The organism is Comamonas sp. C24C (assembly GCF_053345995.1).
Genome location: NZ_JBKFBC010000001.1, coordinates 350,670 through 366,219, shown reverse-complemented (window position 1 = coordinate 366,219; position 15,550 = coordinate 350,670). Strand labels below are relative to the sequence as shown.

Sequence of the window (15,550 nt, the reverse complement as noted above, 5' to 3'; positions counted from 1 at the left end):
CGAATACCTGGAATACCTCCCATGGCATCCATCTCCCTGAAGAACATCGTCAAGCGCTATGGCACGGGCAAGTCCGCCGTGCCCGTCATTCACGGCATCAACGTCGAGATCAACGACGGCGAATTCATCGTGCTGGTCGGCCCCTCGGGCTGCGGCAAGTCCACCCTGCTGCGCATGATCGCCGGCCTGGAAGAAATCACCGATGGCGACCTGCTGATCGGCACCAACAAGGTCAACGACCTGGAGCCCGCCAAGCGCAATATCGCCATGGTGTTCCAGAACTACGCGCTCTACCCCCACATGAGCAACTACGAGAACATGGCCTACGGCCTGAAGCTCGCCAAGGTGCCCGAAGACGAGATCAAGCGTCGTGTGGACAAGGCCGCCAAGATTCTGGAACTGAGCCATCTGCTGGACCGCAAGCCGCGCCAGTTGTCGGGCGGCCAGCGCCAGCGCGTGGCCATGGGCCGCGCCATCGTGCGTCAGCCCCAGGTGTTCCTGTTTGACGAACCCCTGTCCAACCTGGACGCCAAGCTGCGCGGCCAGACCCGTCTGGAGATCCAGAAGCTGCACGCCGAGCTGGGCATCACCAGCCTGTTCGTGACCCACGACCAGGTCGAGGCCATGACCCTGGCCCAGCGCATGGTCGTGATGAACGGCGGCAATGTGGAGCAGTTCGGCACACCCGAAGAGGTCTACCACACGCCGGCCTCCACCTTTGTGGCGGGCTTCATCGGCTCCCCTCCCATGAACCTGCTCAAGCACTCGCCCAATGGCAAGCCCGGCCTGATCCTGGGCATCCGCCCCGAGCACATCGACCTGGTGGAAGCCGGTGGCGTGGAGTTCAAGGTACAGACCGTGGAATTGCTGGGCGCCGAACGCCTGCTGCACGGCAAGGTGGGCGATGAAGACGTCACCGTGCGCGTGGAAGAAGGCAAGCCCTATCCCAAGCCCGGCGAAACCGCCCGCATCTCGGCACGCGAAGACCGCCTGCACTGGTTCAACGCCGAAACCGGCAAACGTGCCTGAGCCGGCACAGAGGTCGCACTAGACTGACGACTTTTTAGAGAGCACCCCAAGCCCCGCTTGCGGTGCTCTTGTCACGTAAAGGCTACGAAGAAAGTTATGACAACTGCATTGAAACCCTGGCCCTACCCACGTTGGGTCGCCCACCGCGGCGCCGGCAAGCTGGCACCGGAGAACACCATGAGCGCCTTCCGCCTGGGCGCGCAGCATGGCTACCGATTCTTTGAATGCGATGCCAAGCTCAGCCAGGACGGCGTGCTGTTTCTGATGCATGACGCCACGCTGGAGCGCACCACCAACGGCCACGGCATTGGCGGCGAGCTTGGCATGGGCGAGATCGCCCAGCTCGACGCCGGCAGCTGGCACTCTCGCGCCTATGCGGGCGAGGCCCTGCCCACGCTGGAAGCCCTGGCGCGCTGGTGCCTGGCCAACCATCTGCATCTGAATGTGGAAATCAAGCCGACCCCGGGCCAGGAACTGGAAACCGGCCGTGCCTGCGGCGAGCTGATGAACCGCATCTGGCCGAAGACCGAGGTGCAGCCGCTGTTCACCTCGTTCAAGCCCGACTCGCTCAAGGGCGCCCGCGAGACCGCAGCCCATATTCCACGCGGACTGCTGGTGGACAAACTGGCAGACGGCAACGGTGATGCCGACCTGAAGCTGGCCCTGGAGCTGGACTGCAGCGCCATGGTGCTCAACCACGCCCTGTGGACGCCCGAGCTGGTGGCCAAGGTGCATGGCGCAGGCCTGCGCTGCAGCAGCTACACCGTCAACGACCAATGGGCCGCACAACGCCTGATCGACCTGGGCACGGACGGCATCATCACCGACCGCGTGGATATGTTCAGCCCGGCACAGAGTGGCGATCACCTCTAAAACATGAGCTGCTAACGCATGCTCACAAAGGATTTCAGCATCAATCAATTCTGAAATCCTTTCAAATCAAGCGAAAACAGCTTCGATATCCATAGCAAGACAAAAGCCCAGCCACTACAAAGTGACCGGGCTTTTTTGCATTCACCACCTCCAATACTGGCACTGACAAATCAGGGCAGCCGCGCAAGGGCCTAGGCGGCCCCGCCGCGCTGGCTGCGTCCCCTGCCCGCAGTGCGCAGCACTGCGAGAGCGGGGGAAGGCGTGGGGCCGCCTAGGCACTGCGCCTCAGGGGGGGTCAATCCAGTTTGGTGCCCGAGGCCTTGACGGCTGCCGCCCAGCGCGGCGTCTCGCCGGCCAGGAACTTGCCGAAGGCTTCAGAGCCGAGGAAGGCCGGATCGGCGCCCTGCTCCACCATGCGGCTCTTCACGTCGGGCATGCTCATCACCTGCTGGAAGGCATTGCTGAGCTTGGCCGTCACCTCCTTGGGCAGGCCGGCAGGTGCCAGGAAGCCATAGAAACCCACCACCTCGAAGCCCTTGAGGCCGGACTCGATGGCGGTCGGCACTTCGGGCAGCGCGGGGTTGCGCTCCTTGCTGGTCACGGCCAGGGCGCGCACCTTGCCCTGCTTGTGATAGGCGGCCGCCTGAGGAATGCTCTCGGCCATGAACTGCACCTGGCCGCCGATCAGATCGGTGAACGCAGGCGCGCTGCCCTTGTAGGGAATGTGCACCAGATCCACGCCTGCAGCGCTCTTGAACATCTCGGGCACCAGATGGCTAATGCCGCCGTTGCCGGCCGAGCCGAAGTTGATCTTGCCGGGGTTCGCCTTGGCATAGGTCGTGAACTCGGTCAGCGTCTTGGCCGGCACCTTGTTGTTGACCAGCAGCGCCAGCGGCTGCATGGCGGTGCGGGCAATCGGCGTGAAGTCCTTGAGCGTGTTGTAGGGCAGCTTGCTGTAGAGCGCAGGGTTGATGACCATCACGCCGGTATTGGCCAGCATCAGCGTGTAGCCGTCTGCGGGCGAGCGCATCACGTCCTGCGCCCCCACCGAGCCGCCCGCTCCGGGCTTGTAATCCACCACCAGCGGCTGACCGAGCACGCCCTGCAGCTTGTCGGTCAGCAGACGGGCATGCTGGTCCAGCGGGCCGCCGGCAGGGAAGCCCAGCACGATGCGGATGGGCTTGGTCGGAAAGGCGTCCTGAGCCTGTGCGCCCGCGGACAAAAGCAGGCCTGCGCCAGCCATCAGGCCGGCCAGCATATTCATTGAAATCTTGTTCATTGTTGTCTCCTTGGTTTTAAAAATCGTCGGCAGCGCCAGGTACGGCCCAGGCAAACCCGGCTCGGCCAGCCTGCACCGGGCAGCGGCATTCGAGCCTTGCTCTGAACCATGACGGGAACCAGCCGGCATAAAAAAGCGCTTCTCGAGGGAAGCGCTTGCTTGCCAGAGTGCCAGGCGGCAATCAGCGCTTGGGCTGCCAGGCCAAGGCCTTGTTCTGCTGCTCGGCCACCTGGGCAATGGTGAGCTTGTTGGCCGTTTCGTCGCGGCGCTTGGCGGCGTCGCCACCCAGCTCCATGGCTGCCAGGTTGTACCAGAAGTAGGCCCTGGCATTGTCACGCGCCACACCCTGGCCCTGTGCATAGACCATGCCCAGGTTGTACTGGGCGGCGGCGTCACCCTGTTCGGCCGCACGCTGATACCACTGCACGGCCTTGCCGTAGTCGCGCGCAGCGCCCTGGCCTTCGGCATACATCACGCCCAGGCGATTCTGCGCACCGGAATGACCTTGCTCGGCCGCCGCGGCATACCACTTCATCGCCTGAGCAGGGCTGGCGGCACCGCCCTGGCCATCGGCATACAGACGCGCCAGGTTGAACTGGGCCGAGGCATCGCCCTTGTCGGCCGCACGGCGGAACCACTGCATGGCCGTCGCATAGTTCTGCGGCACGCCACGGCCTTCGGCGTACAAGGTGCCCACGTTGTTGATGGCGGCGGCATGGCCTTGCTCGGCCGCCTTCTGATACCACTGCAGGGCTGTGCCGTAGTTCTGGGGCGTGCCCAGACCTTCGGCATAGATGGTGCCCAGGTTGTACTGGGCATCGGCATGATTCTGGTCGGCCGCGCGCTGGAACCATTGCGCCGCATAGGCAGGGCTTTGCTCCACACCCAGGCCGTAGAGATACAGACGACCCAGATGGTTCTGGCCGTCGGCATTCCATTGCTCGGCGCTCTTCTGGAACCAGGAAGCCGCCAGCTTGTAGTCGCGCGGGACGCCCACGCCATCCATATACATGCGGCCCAGGCTGTTCTGGGCCCTGGCATCGCCCTGCTCGGCTGCGCGCTGCAGCCACTGGGCAGCCTGCACGGGGTCCAGCTTCACGCCCACCCCGTCGGACAGCATGGAGCCCAGCTGGTTCTGCGCTTCCGCATGGCCTTGATCGGCCGCCTTCTTGAACCAGTCGGCGGCCGTCATGTAGTTCACGGCCACGCCATTGCCCTTGAGGTAGCGCTGGCCCAGCTCGAACTGGGCCGTCACATGGCCTTGCGCAGCGGATTTCTCCAGCCACTGGGCGGCGGTGCTGAAGCTCTGGGGCACGCCCAGACCTTCCTGATAGAGGTGAGACAGGTTGTACTGCGCCACGGCATTGTTCTGCTGCGCCGCGCGGCCGTACCACTGGGCTGCCTCGCGGTAGTTCTGCGGTAGGCCCTGGCCGTTGGCGTACAGCGCGCCCAGACTGTTCTGGGCACCCGCATGTCCCTGGGCCGCGGCCTTGCGGAACCATTGCGCGGCCGTGGCGGCATTCTGGGGCACGCCCTGGCCGTGCACATACATCTCGCCCAGCTGGTTCTGTGCCTTGGCATCGCCGCGCTCGGCCGCCTGCAGCGGACCGGCCGTGGAGGCCACACGCGAGCCTGCAATCGGCAGCGGGCCATATTGCAGACGACTGAATTCAAACTGGGGACCCGATGTGGCGGCTCTGGAATCGCGCAAAAAATTCATGCGACCTTCCGCACCGGTTTGCGCGGATGCGCTCTGGGCAAAGGCCGCCAGACTCGACATGACCAGCGCTGCGATGGGAGTGAACTTCATTCCGGTACGATTCCTAGACGCGTGTTGTTACATCAGACATACGATGACACCAACCTGCGAGCGTAACTGATTCTGATAGCAGCTTCGATAAGGAATCCCTCAATCGCGGCATCCTCGCCACAGTTTTTTGACATTTGGCCGTGACATAAAAAAGCCCGGCAATGCCGGGCCTCGCAGGACGCAAAGGTTTCAGCCCCTGCTCATCTGCTGGCGCACATAGTCCGCCAGCACCTGCATGAGCTCGGCAAAATGCGCGCGCAGCGGCTCGAAGCCGGCATTCGGTTCACGCGTGTCCTCGTCCATATAGACGGGGCGACGGATCTCGATCTGCATGGAGTGGCGATTGAGCTGCGGCTGGCCGATGCGCCCGATCAGTTCCACACCTTTGTAGGGCTCGTTATAGGCCACGCTGTAGCCAAAGCCCTTGAGCGTATCGCCCACCAGATGGATGAACTCGGGCGCGCAGGTCGTGCCGTCACGGTCGCCCAGCACGAAGTCGGCCAGCGGCGGCGCATCGCTGCGCCCCAGTCGCTGGTACACATCGTTGGGCATGGAGTGCAGATTCAGATGCCACACGGCCCCGAAGCGGGACACGCTGTCGTCGATGGCCTGCGCCAGCGCCGCGTGATAGGGGCGCCAGTAGCGGGCGATACGGTGCTGGACCTCGGCCACGGTGCGCTTGCGTTCATACAGGGGAGTGGCCACGCCGGCCTTGCTGATGCGCTGCCAGATCAGGCCCAGCCCCTGCTGGGTCTTGATGCTGGGCGACAGCGGCACCGGCCATTCGCCCTCGATCTGCGCGGGGTCCAGGTCGGACTCGTTGCGGTTCGGATCGACATAGGTGCGCGGGAAAGTCGCTTCCAGCAATGTGGCGCCGAACTCGGGCCAGCGGTCCCAGAGCGCTGCCACATGCGTGTCCTCACCGCGGCGCAGCAGGCTCATGGGCACGACAGTGCCGAAATCTTCGGGATAGGCCGTGCCGCTGTGCGGCGAGTCGCAGACTATGGGCAGAACCTCGCCCCGGGCCGGGTGCACCAGCACCGGCTCGGCCGGTCTGGCTTGCAGAAAATCAGGCACAGACATTGAAGCCTTCATCAGTCCAGCTTGATATTGGCGCGCTTGGCCACGGCCGTGTAGCGCTCGATAGCAGTCTTGATCTGCTTGGCAAACTGCTCGGGCGTGTTGCCCATGGACTCGCCGGAGATGGACTTCTGCTTTTCCAGATAGTCGGGCGAAGCCATGACCTTGTGGGCCGCAGCATTGAGCTTGTCGATGATGGGCTTGGGTGTGCCCGCAGGCGCCACCAGGCCAAACCAGCCGCCGTCGCCCATCTGGGGATAGCCCAGCTCGGTATAGGTGGGCACATCGGGCAGCACATCGCTGCGCTTGAGGGCCAGCACGGCCAGAGGACGCAGCTGGCCGGCCTTGATATGCGGCAGGGTCGAAGGCAGGTTGTCCGTCATGGCATTGACCTGTCCGCCCAGTGCATCGGTAATGGCCTGACCCGCCCCCTTGTAAGGAATGTGCAGCAGCTGGATACCAGCCAGATTCATGAAGTTCTCGATATTGGCATGGCCCAGCGAACCCGTGCCCGGCGAGGCAAAGGTGTACTTGTCGGGGTTGGCCTTGGCCAGCGCGATGAACTCCTTCATGGTCTTGGCAGGCACGCTGGCATTCACGACGAACACGCTGGGCACGCTCATCACATTGGTGATGGGAGCAAAGTCCTTGATCGCGTCATAGGGCAGCTTGCGGAAGATGGCCGGGTTGGAGCCATGGGTAGACACCGTGGCCATGCCGATGGTGTACCCGTCGGGAGCGGCCTTGGCGATTTCCGAAGCGCCGATCGAGCCGCCGGCTCCGCCACGGTTGTCCACCACCACGGCCTTGCCCAATATCTGGCCCATCTTGTCGGCCAGCAGGCGCGCCACCATGTCGGTGGAGCCACCGGCTCCAAAGGGCACGATCAAGCGGATGGGGCGATTGGGGTAGTCCGCTGCTGCATTCGCAGCGAACGCGGGGGACAGCGCAGCGGCTGCGGCGCAGGCGGCAATGGATGACAGAACGGTACGACGAATAGCCATGCGGCTTCTCCTTGACTGGTTATGAGTCGGTCGAAGGGCGCAGGACTTGGCACTCCAACCTTTTTTTCATTCTGTGCCGCAGGCCGCGCCACGAAAAGCGACAAGACGGCACGCAAGTATTACCAGCCGTCATAATTCAAGCCGTCATGCGCATGCACTCCCCGTCCCTGTCCGAACTTCACGCCTTTGCCGCAGCCGCCCGTCTGGGCAGTTACTCGCTCGCCGCACAGGAGCTGTATGTGACGCAGGGCGGCATCAGCCGGGCCATTGCCAGGCTTGAGGAGCATCTGGGCTTTGCCCTGTTCGAACGCCTGGGCAGACGCAATGCGCTTACCGCGGCAGGACAGGACTATCTGCAGGCGATAGAGCCCGCCGTGATGGCGATCGAATCCGCATCGGCCGCCGCACGCAGGCGCCGCCATGGGCCCCAACTGCGCCTGTCGGTCATTCCCACGCTGTTCAGCCACTGGCTGATTCCGCGCCTGCCCGACTTCAACCGCCGTCATCCGCAAATCATGCTCTCCTTCGCACCCTACCGGCGCGACGATCCGCTCAATGCGCCGGAGATCGATGCCTGGATTCGCGTCGGCAGCCAGCAATGGCCGGCGGGCGTGGAAGCCGAGTATGTGATCGGCCGCGACCTCATTCCCATCTGCCACCCGCGCGAGCTGCAGGGGCCGAACCCCATCCGCAGCGAGCAGGATTTGCTGAGCCGCCCGCTGCTGTTCCACACTAACTACCCGGGCAACTGGGCCAGCTGGATGCAGGCCCGGGGCCTGAGCCAGCCTTGTCCCGCTCCGGTCGCGGACTTTGAGACCGTGGCCCTGCTGGTGCAGGCCGTGGCAGCCGGCATGGGTGTGGCCATGGTGCAGCGCTGCCTGGTGGAAGAGGATCTGGCATCGGGCCGCGTGGCTCTGGCGCTGGATGCACCGGTGCATATCGAGCGCGGCTACTTTCTGTGCCAGCAAGGCAACCGGCCTCCCACGGAGGCCCTAAGGCAGTTTCGCAGCTGGATACTGGAGCAGGCCGAACCCCGGGCCGTCAGTGACTGAGGCGAGGCCGGACACTGGCGCGAATACAACAAACACTCTTGAGTCAGATCAAGATTTCACGCAAAACAGCTTTCCAGCCAACGCCTCAATCAGCGCCAGGCTCTGGAAAGCACCCACTGGCAGCAGGCACTTGCGCATACCAGCGCGGCATAGCCGAGCATCTTGCCATCGCGTGAAAACAGCCAAAGACTGGCCAGCAAAACCGCTACACCCAATATGAAATTGATAGCTACTTGCGCAGTGAAGGATTGGGCCCCAGCCTTGTTTTGCTTGAACCATCGAGCGCAGATCGCCAGGCCCAGAGCGAGAAAAAAAGCCGGGGCGACGAAGTTGAGTAAATGATTAACGCTCGCAACAAGATCCATGGCAACAATCGATTCCAAGGCTTTGGGACCGGGGGGTGCCCAATCCGGTTCTAAATTTTATAATCCTCTGTTATGGCAGTCTGGGCTTTAGGTATCAATCACCACACGGCTCCGCTCGATATGCGGGGCCGTTTTGCGTTCGCGCTCGATCAGATCGCGCCGACGCTGCAAGGCCTGCGCGCATCCCTGTCCCACGCGGGCCGGGCTCACAGCGGCGTGGAAACCGCCATCCTCTCCACCTGCAACCGCACCGAGATCTACTGCGCTGCCGACGCCCCCGCCATGGATCACACCATGCACTGGCTGGCCAACAGCGGCGGCGTGGCGCCTGAGCTGCTACGCCAGCACTCGTATCTGCTGCAGGATGGCTCGGTCGCCCGCCACGCCTTCCGCGTGGCCTCGGGGCTGGACTCCATGGTGCTGGGTGAAGCGCAGATCCTCGGCCAGATGAAGAACGCCGTGCGTGCGGCCGAGACTGCAGGAGCCCTGGGCACCACGCTCAACCAGCTGTTTCAACGCAGCTTTGCCGTGGCCAAGGAAGTGCGCAGCTCCACCGAGATCGGTGCGCACAGCATCTCCATGGCTGCCGCTGCCGTGCGTCTGGCCGGCCAGCTGTTCGAAGACCTGAGCAAGATTCGCGTGCTGTTCGTGGGCGCGGGCGAGATGATCGAGCTGGTCTCCACCCACTTTGCCGCCCGCAATCCCAGGCAGATCACCATCGCCAATCGCACCATGGAGCGTGGCGAGAAGCTGGCGGCCCAGTTCGGCGCCGGCACCATGCGTCTGGCCGACCTGCCCGAGCATCTGCACGAATACGACGCCATCATCAGCTGCACAGCATCCACCCTGCCCATCATCGGCCTGGGTGCAGTGGAGTCCGCTCTCAAGAAGCGCAAGCGCCGCCCCATCTTCATGGTGGACCTGGCCGTTCCGCGCGATATCGAATCCGAGGTCAAGAACCTCAACGACGTCTATCTCTATACCGTGGATGATCTGGCAACCGTCGTGCGCACCGGTCAGGCCCAGCGCCAGGCCGCCGTGCAACAGGCCGAGGTCATCATCGACACCGGCGTGCAAAGCTTTATGCAATGGATGGACCAGCGCAACCCTGTGGGCGGCGCGGTCTCGCTGATCCAGCAGGTCAACGCCCAGGCCGACGAATGGCGCGCGCTGGAGATTGCCCGTGCCAAAAAGCTGCTGGCCAAGGGTGAAGACATCGACACCGTGCTGGAAGCGCTCTCGCGCGGTCTCACACAGAAAATGCTGCACGGCACCATGGCCGAGCTGCACAAGGGCGACGCCGAAGAACGCGCCCAGACTGCAGACACCGTCTCCCGTCTGTTCCTGCGCGCCAGCCGCAACCCCAGCAAGCTTTAGCGGCGCTCGCCCGCTTCGGCGCTGCCCTCCTCGTGCAGCGCATGGCCCGACCGTGGCCCGCCCTCCCTCTTCCCTGACTCCACAAAGGTGAGCACCCTCACCTTTTCCAAGCCTTAGCGACCCCCTATGCAAGACTTTTTGCGCAACCAGCTCGAACGCTATGCCCAACGCCTGCAGGAGCTGGATTTCCTGCTCTCGCGCGAAGACATCATGGGCGACATGAAGCAGTACCGCACCATCTCGCGCGAACATGCCGATGTGACGGCCATTGCCAGCCGCTACACGCGCTACCTGCAGACCGAAGCCGACATTGCCGCCGCGCGTGAAATGCTGGACGACCCCGACATGGCCGAAATGGCACAGGAAGAGATCGGCAGCGGCGAAGCCGAGCTGATCAAGCTCGAGGACGAGCTCCAGCGCCTGCTGCTGCCCAAGGACCCCGACGATGCCCGCCCCGCCTTTGTCGAAATCCGCGCCGGCACGGGGGGCGACGAGTCTGCCCTGTTTGCCGGCGATCTGACCCGCATGTACACCCGCTACGCCGCCAACGTGGGCTGGAAGGTGGAAGTGATGAGCGCCAGCGAAAACGAAATCGGCGGCTACAAGGAAGTGGTGCTGCGCATCGAGGGCGACAATGTGTACGGCGCGCTGCGCTTCGAGTCGGGCGGCCATCGCGTGCAGCGTGTGCCTGCCACCGAAACTCAGGGACGCATCCACACCAGCGCCTGCACCGTGGCCGTGATGCCGGAGCCCGACGAGGCCGAGGCCATCACGCTCAATCCTGCCGATCTGCGCATCGACACCTTTCGCGCCAGCGGTGCCGGCGGCCAGCACATCAACAAGACCGACTCCGCCGTGCGCGTGGTCCACCTGCCCACGGGCATCGTGGCCGAGTGCCAAGACGGCCGCAGCCAGCACAGCAACAAGGCCAAGGCCCTGCAGGTGCTGCAGGCCCGCATCCAGGAAAAGGAACGCAGCGAGCGTGCAGCCAAGGAAGCGGCCATGCGCAAGGGCCTGATCGGCTCGGGCGACCGCAGCGATCGCATCCGCACCTACAACTTCCCCCAGGGTCGCCTCACCGACCACCGCATCAACCTCACGCTGTACAAGCTGCTGGCCGTGATGGAAGGTGATCTGGGCGACGTGATCCAGGCCCTGCAACATGCGCGCGAGGCCGAGCTGCTGGCGGAGCTGGCCGCTTCCTGAGTCCGCAGGCACCGGCCAGGCTGCAGTCGGCTCGAACCGGGTCCGTTCGAACGCTCCGCCAGAAATGGGGACAATCTCAAGATGACACAGCGCTTTTTGCCGGTTCTGGTTTCGGCCCTGCTCTCCAGTCTTTTGCTCGCATCAACCGCGGCCCAGGCTCAGGCCCTGCGCAAGCCGTCGGCCTATGACTCGGGCGCGGGCCGTCCGGTCGATGCGGCGGGCAGCCGCAACACGCCCGCCAGCCTGCCCGTGCTGGCCGGCCGCGCCGACTTCGATCGCGTGGCCCGCATCTTCGACCCGGCCAGCGCCATGCCCCATGTGCAGTTTGTGATCGACCGTCACAGCAAGAGCGCACCGCTGCATTTCATCAACACGCCGCGCTACGCGTTTCACGAAGATTTTCTGCGCGCCAAAGGCCTGCTGCAGGGCGGAAAGCCTGCGCTCAACCGTAATTACCGCGAGCCGGATCGTCGCTTCATTCTCGGCACACTGAGCTGGCAGCCCGCGCTCAAGGACTACAGCTACGAGTTCTGGGAGGGCGACCAGCTCACGCCCGAGTTGCTGCAGACCACGGCCGCCGCGCTGAGCACCGGTTTTTTTGCGCCGGCTCGCTTCAAGGCCAACTCCACACAGCAGGAAGCCGTGGCCCGACAGGCCGGTGTTGCAGCGGTTACGCAAGCCCAGTTACTGGGTGCCCAGAGCTATCTGCCGCTGAACCAGGGCCAGGCCGTGGGCCGGCTGCGCATCCTGAACCAGGCCGAAGGGGTGAACGACCTCCAGCCCAGGGACATCGTGCTGTTGCGAGAAGTACCCATCAGCCTGCCGCCCGTGGCCGGTGTGATGACGGAGCGCCCCTCCACGGTGCTGTCCCATGTCAATCTGCTGGCGCGCGGCTGGGGCATACCCAATGCCTATGTGCAAAAAGCCGCCGAGCAATACGCGGACTTCAACGGCCGCTGGGTGCATATCGACGTACAGCCCGCCAGCTTTGCGCTGCGCGCCGCCACGGCTGCCGAACAGCAGAGCGCGGAACAGCAGGCACTGCGCCAGCCCGCCAAGGGCAGCAAGGTCTTGCTGCAGCCCGATCTGCGTCGCAGCGAACTGGTGCCCCTGGCCGGCCTGCGCAGCGCGGATCGCCGCCGCTGCGGCGCCAAGGCCGCCAATCTGGGCGAGATCCAGTCCGCCCGCCTGGCAGACGTCAGCGTACCCGATGGATTTTGCATTCCGTTTGCCGCCTATGCCGACTTCATGCGCGCCAACGGCCTGGCCGAGCGCATTGCCCGCATGCGCCAGCAGCCCGGTTTTGCGACGGATGCAGGCCTTCGAAAGCAGGCCTTGTCCGCACTACAGGCCGAAATCGAGCAATGGCCCATCAGCCCGGCCGTGGCCGATGGCTGGGCACAGCGCTGGTCCGGCCAGCTGGGCAGCCAGGGCGTGTTCGTACGCAGCTCTTCCAGCTCCGAGGACCTGCCCAACTTCAGCGGAGCAGGCCTCTACACCACCGTTCCCAATGTGCGCAGCGGCACGGATCTGGCCGCCGCCGTGCGCAAGGTCTGGGCCTCGGTCTACAACTTCGAGGCCTGGGAAGCCAGACAGGCAGCGGGCATAGACGATGCGCAGGTGATGATGTCGGTGTTTGTGCAAAAAGCCGTGGACTCCTCCGCCTCTGGCGTGATGATCACCCGCGACCCCTTCGATGCCTCGCACCGCTACATGAGCTATATCGCCGCCAAGCGCGGCATAGGCATCCGCGTGGTCGAGGGCCGGCGGGTCGCAGAGCAAATCCTCTACTCCAGCCGCAGCAAGGCCGTGCAGGTGCTCAACCGTTCCCAGGACGATGTGGCGCTGCAGCTGGATGCCAGGGGCGGCGTGCGTGAAGTGGCGGTGACTGCCGGCCGCGCCGTGCTCAGCGACGCACTGGTGCAGCGACTGGCCCGCGCCGGAGCCGGCATCAAGCAACGCTTTGGCGGCCGGGACCAGGATATCGAGTGGGCCATGCAGGGCGACCAGCTCATCATCCTGCAGGCGCGCCCCTTCATCTCGGCGCCCGGGCGTTGAAAATCCGCCATGCTGAATTTCGAGTCACCTGTCGTCATCGAGCTGCTGCAAGCCCGGGGCTGGACCCCGCAGCGAGAGGTCGCCATACCCGTGCCTGTGCAAAGCGCTCTGGGCCGTCAGCCCAGTCTGACCAGCCACCCCGCCGTGGCGGCACTGCAGAACCTGGCGGGCTTGCACATAGGCCAGGTGGGCAAGGGCCGGGAATGCGCCAGCAGCGATATAGAGTTTGACTGGCTTGAAGCGTATTTCACCGGGGAAGATGCGGACGACGCCCTGCTCTCCTGGGAACAGCGCCTGCACACCCGGCTGATAGCAGTTGCCGACGTTCACCATGCCCACGGCCAGTTGCTGATGGCGGGCGATGGACGCTGCTTTTCCTGGTCCTTTGTAGGCATGAGCTTCGAGGGCGAGAATATTCAGCAGGCGCTGGAGCATCTGTTGCTGGGAATACGTTCGCGCCCCATGCTGGAGCCCGGCCAGTCGTCGACCCAGCTGTACGGCACGCTCTACAAGGCGGGCGACCCCGAGATATACCCTTGCTGAATTTCCGAAGAAGATGGCCGCCGGCCAAGCCATGACCGAACCCTCGCCCCCCACTTTCTCCGTCGCTCAAGCCCTGCAGCAAGCCGCCCGCCAAGGCCTGGCGCGTGTCGATGCACAGATGCTGCTGCTGCACCTGATGCAGCAGCCAGCGCATGCCCGCGCCTGGCTCATCACGCATGACTGCGATGCCCTGAATCAGGAGCAGCAGCAACGCTGGAGCCAACTGTGCGCCCTGCGCCAGCAAGGCACGCCTGTCGCCTACCTGACCGGAAACAAGGAGTTCTACGGCCTGGATCTCGCCGTGGACAGCAGGGTGCTGGACCCGCGCCCCGATACCGAGACCCTGGTGGACTGGGCGCTGGAGCTCATGCCTGAAGGGCAGCCGGTTAGCGTTGTAGACCTGGGCACCGGCAGCGGCGCCATCGCCCTGGCCCTGCAAAGCCAGCGCCCCTCAGCCCGGGTCATCGCCGTGGACGCCAGCGCCGATGCCCTGGCCGTGGCCCGCAGCAACGCAGCCCGGCTCCAACTGCCCGTACAGTTCGCCCATGGCAGCTGGCTGGAGCCTCTGGACGGGCTGGAACCTGTAGACCTGATCGTCAGCAATCCGCCCTATATCCGCGCCGACGACCGGCACCTGGCGGCGCTGACCCACGAACCGCTGTCGGCCCTGGCCAGCGGCGCCGATGGGCTGGAGGACATACGCAGCATCATCGACCAGGCTCCGGCCCGCCTGAAAGACGGCGGCTGGCTGCTCTTCGAGCATGGCTGGGATCAGGCCGAAGACGTGGCGCGGCTCATGCAGGCGGCCGGCTTCGAACAGGTCCAGCACCGCCACGACCTGGCCGGCATTGCCCGCTGCACAGGCGGCTGCCGGAGCGGCAAGGCTTGATTTCCCGACCTCCACCCCCAAATATCCTGTCAGCAAGATTTCCTCACAGCATCGCATTCCTTGCGGTCGGTGAAATAATTGCAGACATCGCGGCTGGTACCGCCATTTCCAAAATCCGGAGCCCACTATGAGCAACACTCAACAACGCATCGACGACCTGGTCAAGAACAACGACATCCTGCTGTTCATGAAGGGCAACGCCAGCTTCCCTCAGTGCGGCTTCTCCGGCCGTGCCATCCAGATCCTCAAGGCCTGCGGCGTGGATGCAAAGTCCATCGCCACCGTGAACGTGCTGGAAGACCAGGAAATCCGCCAGGGCATCAAGGACTACAGCCAGTGGCCCACGATTCCCCAGCTCTACATCAAGGGCGAATTCATCGGTGGCTCGGACATCATGATGGAGATGTACGAATCGGGCGAGCTGCAGCAAGTGCTGGCCGCCAAGTAAGCCTCATCCCGTCTGCAAGCCACCGGCACCCCGGTGGCTTTTTTCATGCCGCCTCCCAGACCCATCCCCCCTCATCACTGCTGCATCCATATCGATGGCAGCTCCCTGCCCAACCCCGGCCCCATGAGCCTGGGCGTGCTGCTGCAGCTGCCTGACGGCAGCCGCCATACGTTGTCGCAGAATCTGCACCGCAGCGGCTGCAACAACGAAGCCGAGCTGCGCGCCCTGATGGCCGCCCTGAAGCTGGCACGCGAGCTCGGTGCGCGCAGCCTGACCGTGCGCACCGATTCCCAGATCCTGCTGGAGCAGCTCGGCCCGCCCACGGCCAAGCCGGCTCGGCCCATCGCCCGACTCGCCCCGCTGTTCGAGGCCGCCCGCGCACAGATGCAGGACTTTGACGAACTGGTTCTGCAATGGGTGCCCAGACACCGCAATACCGAGGCCGATGCGCTGGCACGCGTGGCCCATTCGGCAGCCGCGCTTCAGCCCTGAAGCCAGTACAGCTGCCTGCCACAGGCTTTATGTGGTCGAATAGAG

General features: G+C 64.4%; 15 protein-coding genes. 10 read left to right on the top strand and 5 right to left on the bottom strand.

The window, feature by feature from the left end; genetic code table 11:
- Positions 1–21 precede the first annotated feature (21 nt).
- Together ACLBXN_RS01640 and ugpQ are read left to right on the top strand one after the other, a co-directional pair.
- A complete protein-coding gene (locus ACLBXN_RS01640) occupies positions 22–1,029 on the top strand; it encodes a sn-glycerol-3-phosphate import ATP-binding protein UgpC (protein WP_447610920.1) in 1,008 nt (335 codons plus the stop codon).
- Positions 1,030–1,125: 96 nt separating this feature from the next.
- A complete protein-coding gene (gene ugpQ / locus ACLBXN_RS01635; RefSeq protein WP_407715159.1) occupies positions 1,126–1,902 on the top strand; it encodes a glycerophosphodiester phosphodiesterase in 777 nt (258 codons plus the stop codon).
- Between the two features lie 295 nt (positions 1,903–2,197).
- Here ugpQ and ACLBXN_RS01630 read toward each other — a convergent pair whose 3' ends face one another.
- The 4 genes from ACLBXN_RS01630 to ACLBXN_RS01615 form a co-directional block, all read right to left on the bottom strand.
- On the bottom strand, positions 2,198–3,181 hold the full coding sequence (locus tag ACLBXN_RS01630) for a Bug family tripartite tricarboxylate transporter substrate binding protein (RefSeq protein ID WP_447610919.1): 984 nt from the start codon (positions 3,179–3,181) through the stop codon (positions 2,198–2,200).
- A 181-nt stretch (positions 3,182–3,362) separates the two neighbouring features.
- Positions 3,363–4,991 (bottom strand): SEL1-like repeat protein, encoded by a 1,629-nt coding sequence (locus ACLBXN_RS01625; RefSeq protein ID WP_211457705.1) that lies wholly within the window; start codon positions 4,989–4,991, stop codon positions 3,363–3,365.
- A gap of 189 nt (positions 4,992–5,180) precedes the next feature.
- Complete coding sequence (locus tag ACLBXN_RS01620; protein WP_447610918.1) at positions 5,181–6,074, bottom strand: N-formylglutamate amidohydrolase; 894 nt, start codon at positions 6,072–6,074, stop codon at positions 5,181–5,183.
- An 11-nt stretch (positions 6,075–6,085) separates the two neighbouring features.
- Positions 6,086–7,075, bottom strand: a complete 990-nt coding sequence (locus ACLBXN_RS01615; RefSeq protein ID WP_003058506.1) for a tripartite tricarboxylate transporter substrate binding protein BugE — start codon at positions 7,073–7,075, stop codon at positions 6,086–6,088.
- 146 nt (positions 7,076–7,221) lie between these two features.
- On the opposite strand from ACLBXN_RS01615, the gene ACLBXN_RS01610 reads away from it, so the two are divergent.
- Entirely contained in the window at positions 7,222–8,127 is a 906-nt protein-coding gene (locus ACLBXN_RS01610) for a LysR substrate-binding domain-containing protein (RefSeq protein ID WP_343676040.1), read from the top strand.
- A gap of 89 nt (positions 8,128–8,216) precedes the next feature.
- On the opposite strand, the gene ACLBXN_RS01605 is transcribed toward ACLBXN_RS01610, so the two are convergent.
- Positions 8,217–8,492 carry a hypothetical protein gene (locus ACLBXN_RS01605; RefSeq protein ID WP_211457709.1) on the bottom strand — a complete coding sequence of 92 codons (276 nt, stop codon included), beginning with the start codon at positions 8,490–8,492 and terminating at the stop codon, positions 8,217–8,219.
- Between the two features lie 72 nt (positions 8,493–8,564).
- Here ACLBXN_RS01605 and hemA point away from each other — a divergent pair, with 72 nt between their 5' ends.
- From hemA to ACLBXN_RS01570, 7 genes are all read left to right on the top strand, one after another.
- Positions 8,565–9,869 (top strand): glutamyl-tRNA reductase, encoded by a 1,305-nt coding sequence (gene hemA, locus ACLBXN_RS01600; RefSeq protein ID WP_343676039.1) that lies wholly within the window; start codon positions 8,565–8,567, stop codon positions 9,867–9,869.
- A gap of 126 nt (positions 9,870–9,995) precedes the next feature.
- On the top strand, positions 9,996–11,075 hold the full coding sequence (gene prfA / locus ACLBXN_RS01595; RefSeq protein WP_003058512.1) for a peptide chain release factor 1: 1,080 nt from the start codon (positions 9,996–9,998) through the stop codon (positions 11,073–11,075).
- 81 nt (positions 11,076–11,156) lie between these two features.
- Positions 11,157–13,133, top strand: a complete 1,977-nt coding sequence (locus ACLBXN_RS01590; protein ID WP_447610917.1) for a PEP/pyruvate-binding domain-containing protein — start codon at positions 11,157–11,159, stop codon at positions 13,131–13,133.
- A 9-nt stretch (positions 13,134–13,142) separates the two neighbouring features.
- Positions 13,143–13,676, top strand: coding sequence for an SUKH-3 domain-containing protein (locus ACLBXN_RS01585; RefSeq protein ID WP_447610916.1), 534 nt, complete (start codon positions 13,143–13,145; stop codon positions 13,674–13,676).
- A 13-nt stretch (positions 13,677–13,689) separates the two neighbouring features.
- Entirely contained in the window at positions 13,690–14,565 is an 876-nt protein-coding gene (prmC, locus tag ACLBXN_RS01580; RefSeq protein ID WP_447610915.1) for a peptide chain release factor N(5)-glutamine methyltransferase, read from the top strand.
- Positions 14,566–14,692: 127 nt separating this feature from the next.
- Positions 14,693–15,013 carry a Grx4 family monothiol glutaredoxin gene (gene grxD / locus ACLBXN_RS01575; protein WP_003058519.1) on the top strand — a complete coding sequence of 107 codons (321 nt, stop codon included), beginning with the start codon at positions 14,693–14,695 and terminating at the stop codon, positions 15,011–15,013.
- A 33-nt stretch (positions 15,014–15,046) separates the two neighbouring features.
- Entirely contained in the window at positions 15,047–15,505 is a 459-nt protein-coding gene (locus ACLBXN_RS01570) for a ribonuclease HI family protein (RefSeq protein ID WP_447610914.1), read from the top strand.
- The last annotated feature ends 45 nt before the right edge of the window (positions 15,506–15,550 follow it).

What these genes read in the sequence shown, in the direction of transcription:
- ACLBXN_RS01640 (WP_447610920.1), top strand. Translation starts at nt 22, where the DNA reads ATGGCATCCATCTCCCTGAAGAACATCGTCAAGCGCTATGGCACGGGC.
- ugpQ (WP_407715159.1), top strand. Translation starts at nt 1,126, where the DNA reads ATGACAACTGCATTGAAACCCTGGCCCTACCCACGTTGGGTCGCCCAC.
- ACLBXN_RS01630 (WP_447610919.1), bottom strand. Translation starts at nt 3,181, where the DNA reads ATGAACAAGATTTCAATGAATATGCTGGCCGGCCTGATGGCTGGCGCA.
- ACLBXN_RS01625 (WP_211457705.1), bottom strand. Translation starts at nt 4,991, where the DNA reads ATGAAGTTCACTCCCATCGCAGCGCTGGTCATGTCGAGTCTGGCGGCC.
- ACLBXN_RS01620 (WP_447610918.1), bottom strand. Translation starts at nt 6,074, where the DNA reads ATGTCTGTGCCTGATTTTCTGCAAGCCAGACCGGCCGAGCCGGTGCTG.
- ACLBXN_RS01615 (WP_003058506.1), bottom strand. Translation starts at nt 7,075, where the DNA reads ATGGCTATTCGTCGTACCGTTCTGTCATCCATTGCCGCCTGCGCCGCA.
- ACLBXN_RS01610 (WP_343676040.1), top strand. Translation starts at nt 7,222, where the DNA reads ATGCGCATGCACTCCCCGTCCCTGTCCGAACTTCACGCCTTTGCCGCA.
- ACLBXN_RS01605 (WP_211457709.1), bottom strand. Translation starts at nt 8,492, where the DNA reads ATGGATCTTGTTGCGAGCGTTAATCATTTACTCAACTTCGTCGCCCCG.
- hemA (WP_343676039.1), top strand. Translation starts at nt 8,565, where the DNA reads ATGGCAGTCTGGGCTTTAGGTATCAATCACCACACGGCTCCGCTCGAT.
- prfA (WP_003058512.1), top strand. Translation starts at nt 9,996, where the DNA reads ATGCAAGACTTTTTGCGCAACCAGCTCGAACGCTATGCCCAACGCCTG.
- ACLBXN_RS01590 (WP_447610917.1), top strand. Translation starts at nt 11,157, where the DNA reads ATGACACAGCGCTTTTTGCCGGTTCTGGTTTCGGCCCTGCTCTCCAGT.
- ACLBXN_RS01585 (WP_447610916.1), top strand. Translation starts at nt 13,143, where the DNA reads ATGCTGAATTTCGAGTCACCTGTCGTCATCGAGCTGCTGCAAGCCCGG.
- prmC (WP_447610915.1), top strand. Translation starts at nt 13,690, where the DNA reads ATGGCCGCCGGCCAAGCCATGACCGAACCCTCGCCCCCCACTTTCTCC.
- grxD (WP_003058519.1), top strand. Translation starts at nt 14,693, where the DNA reads ATGAGCAACACTCAACAACGCATCGACGACCTGGTCAAGAACAACGAC.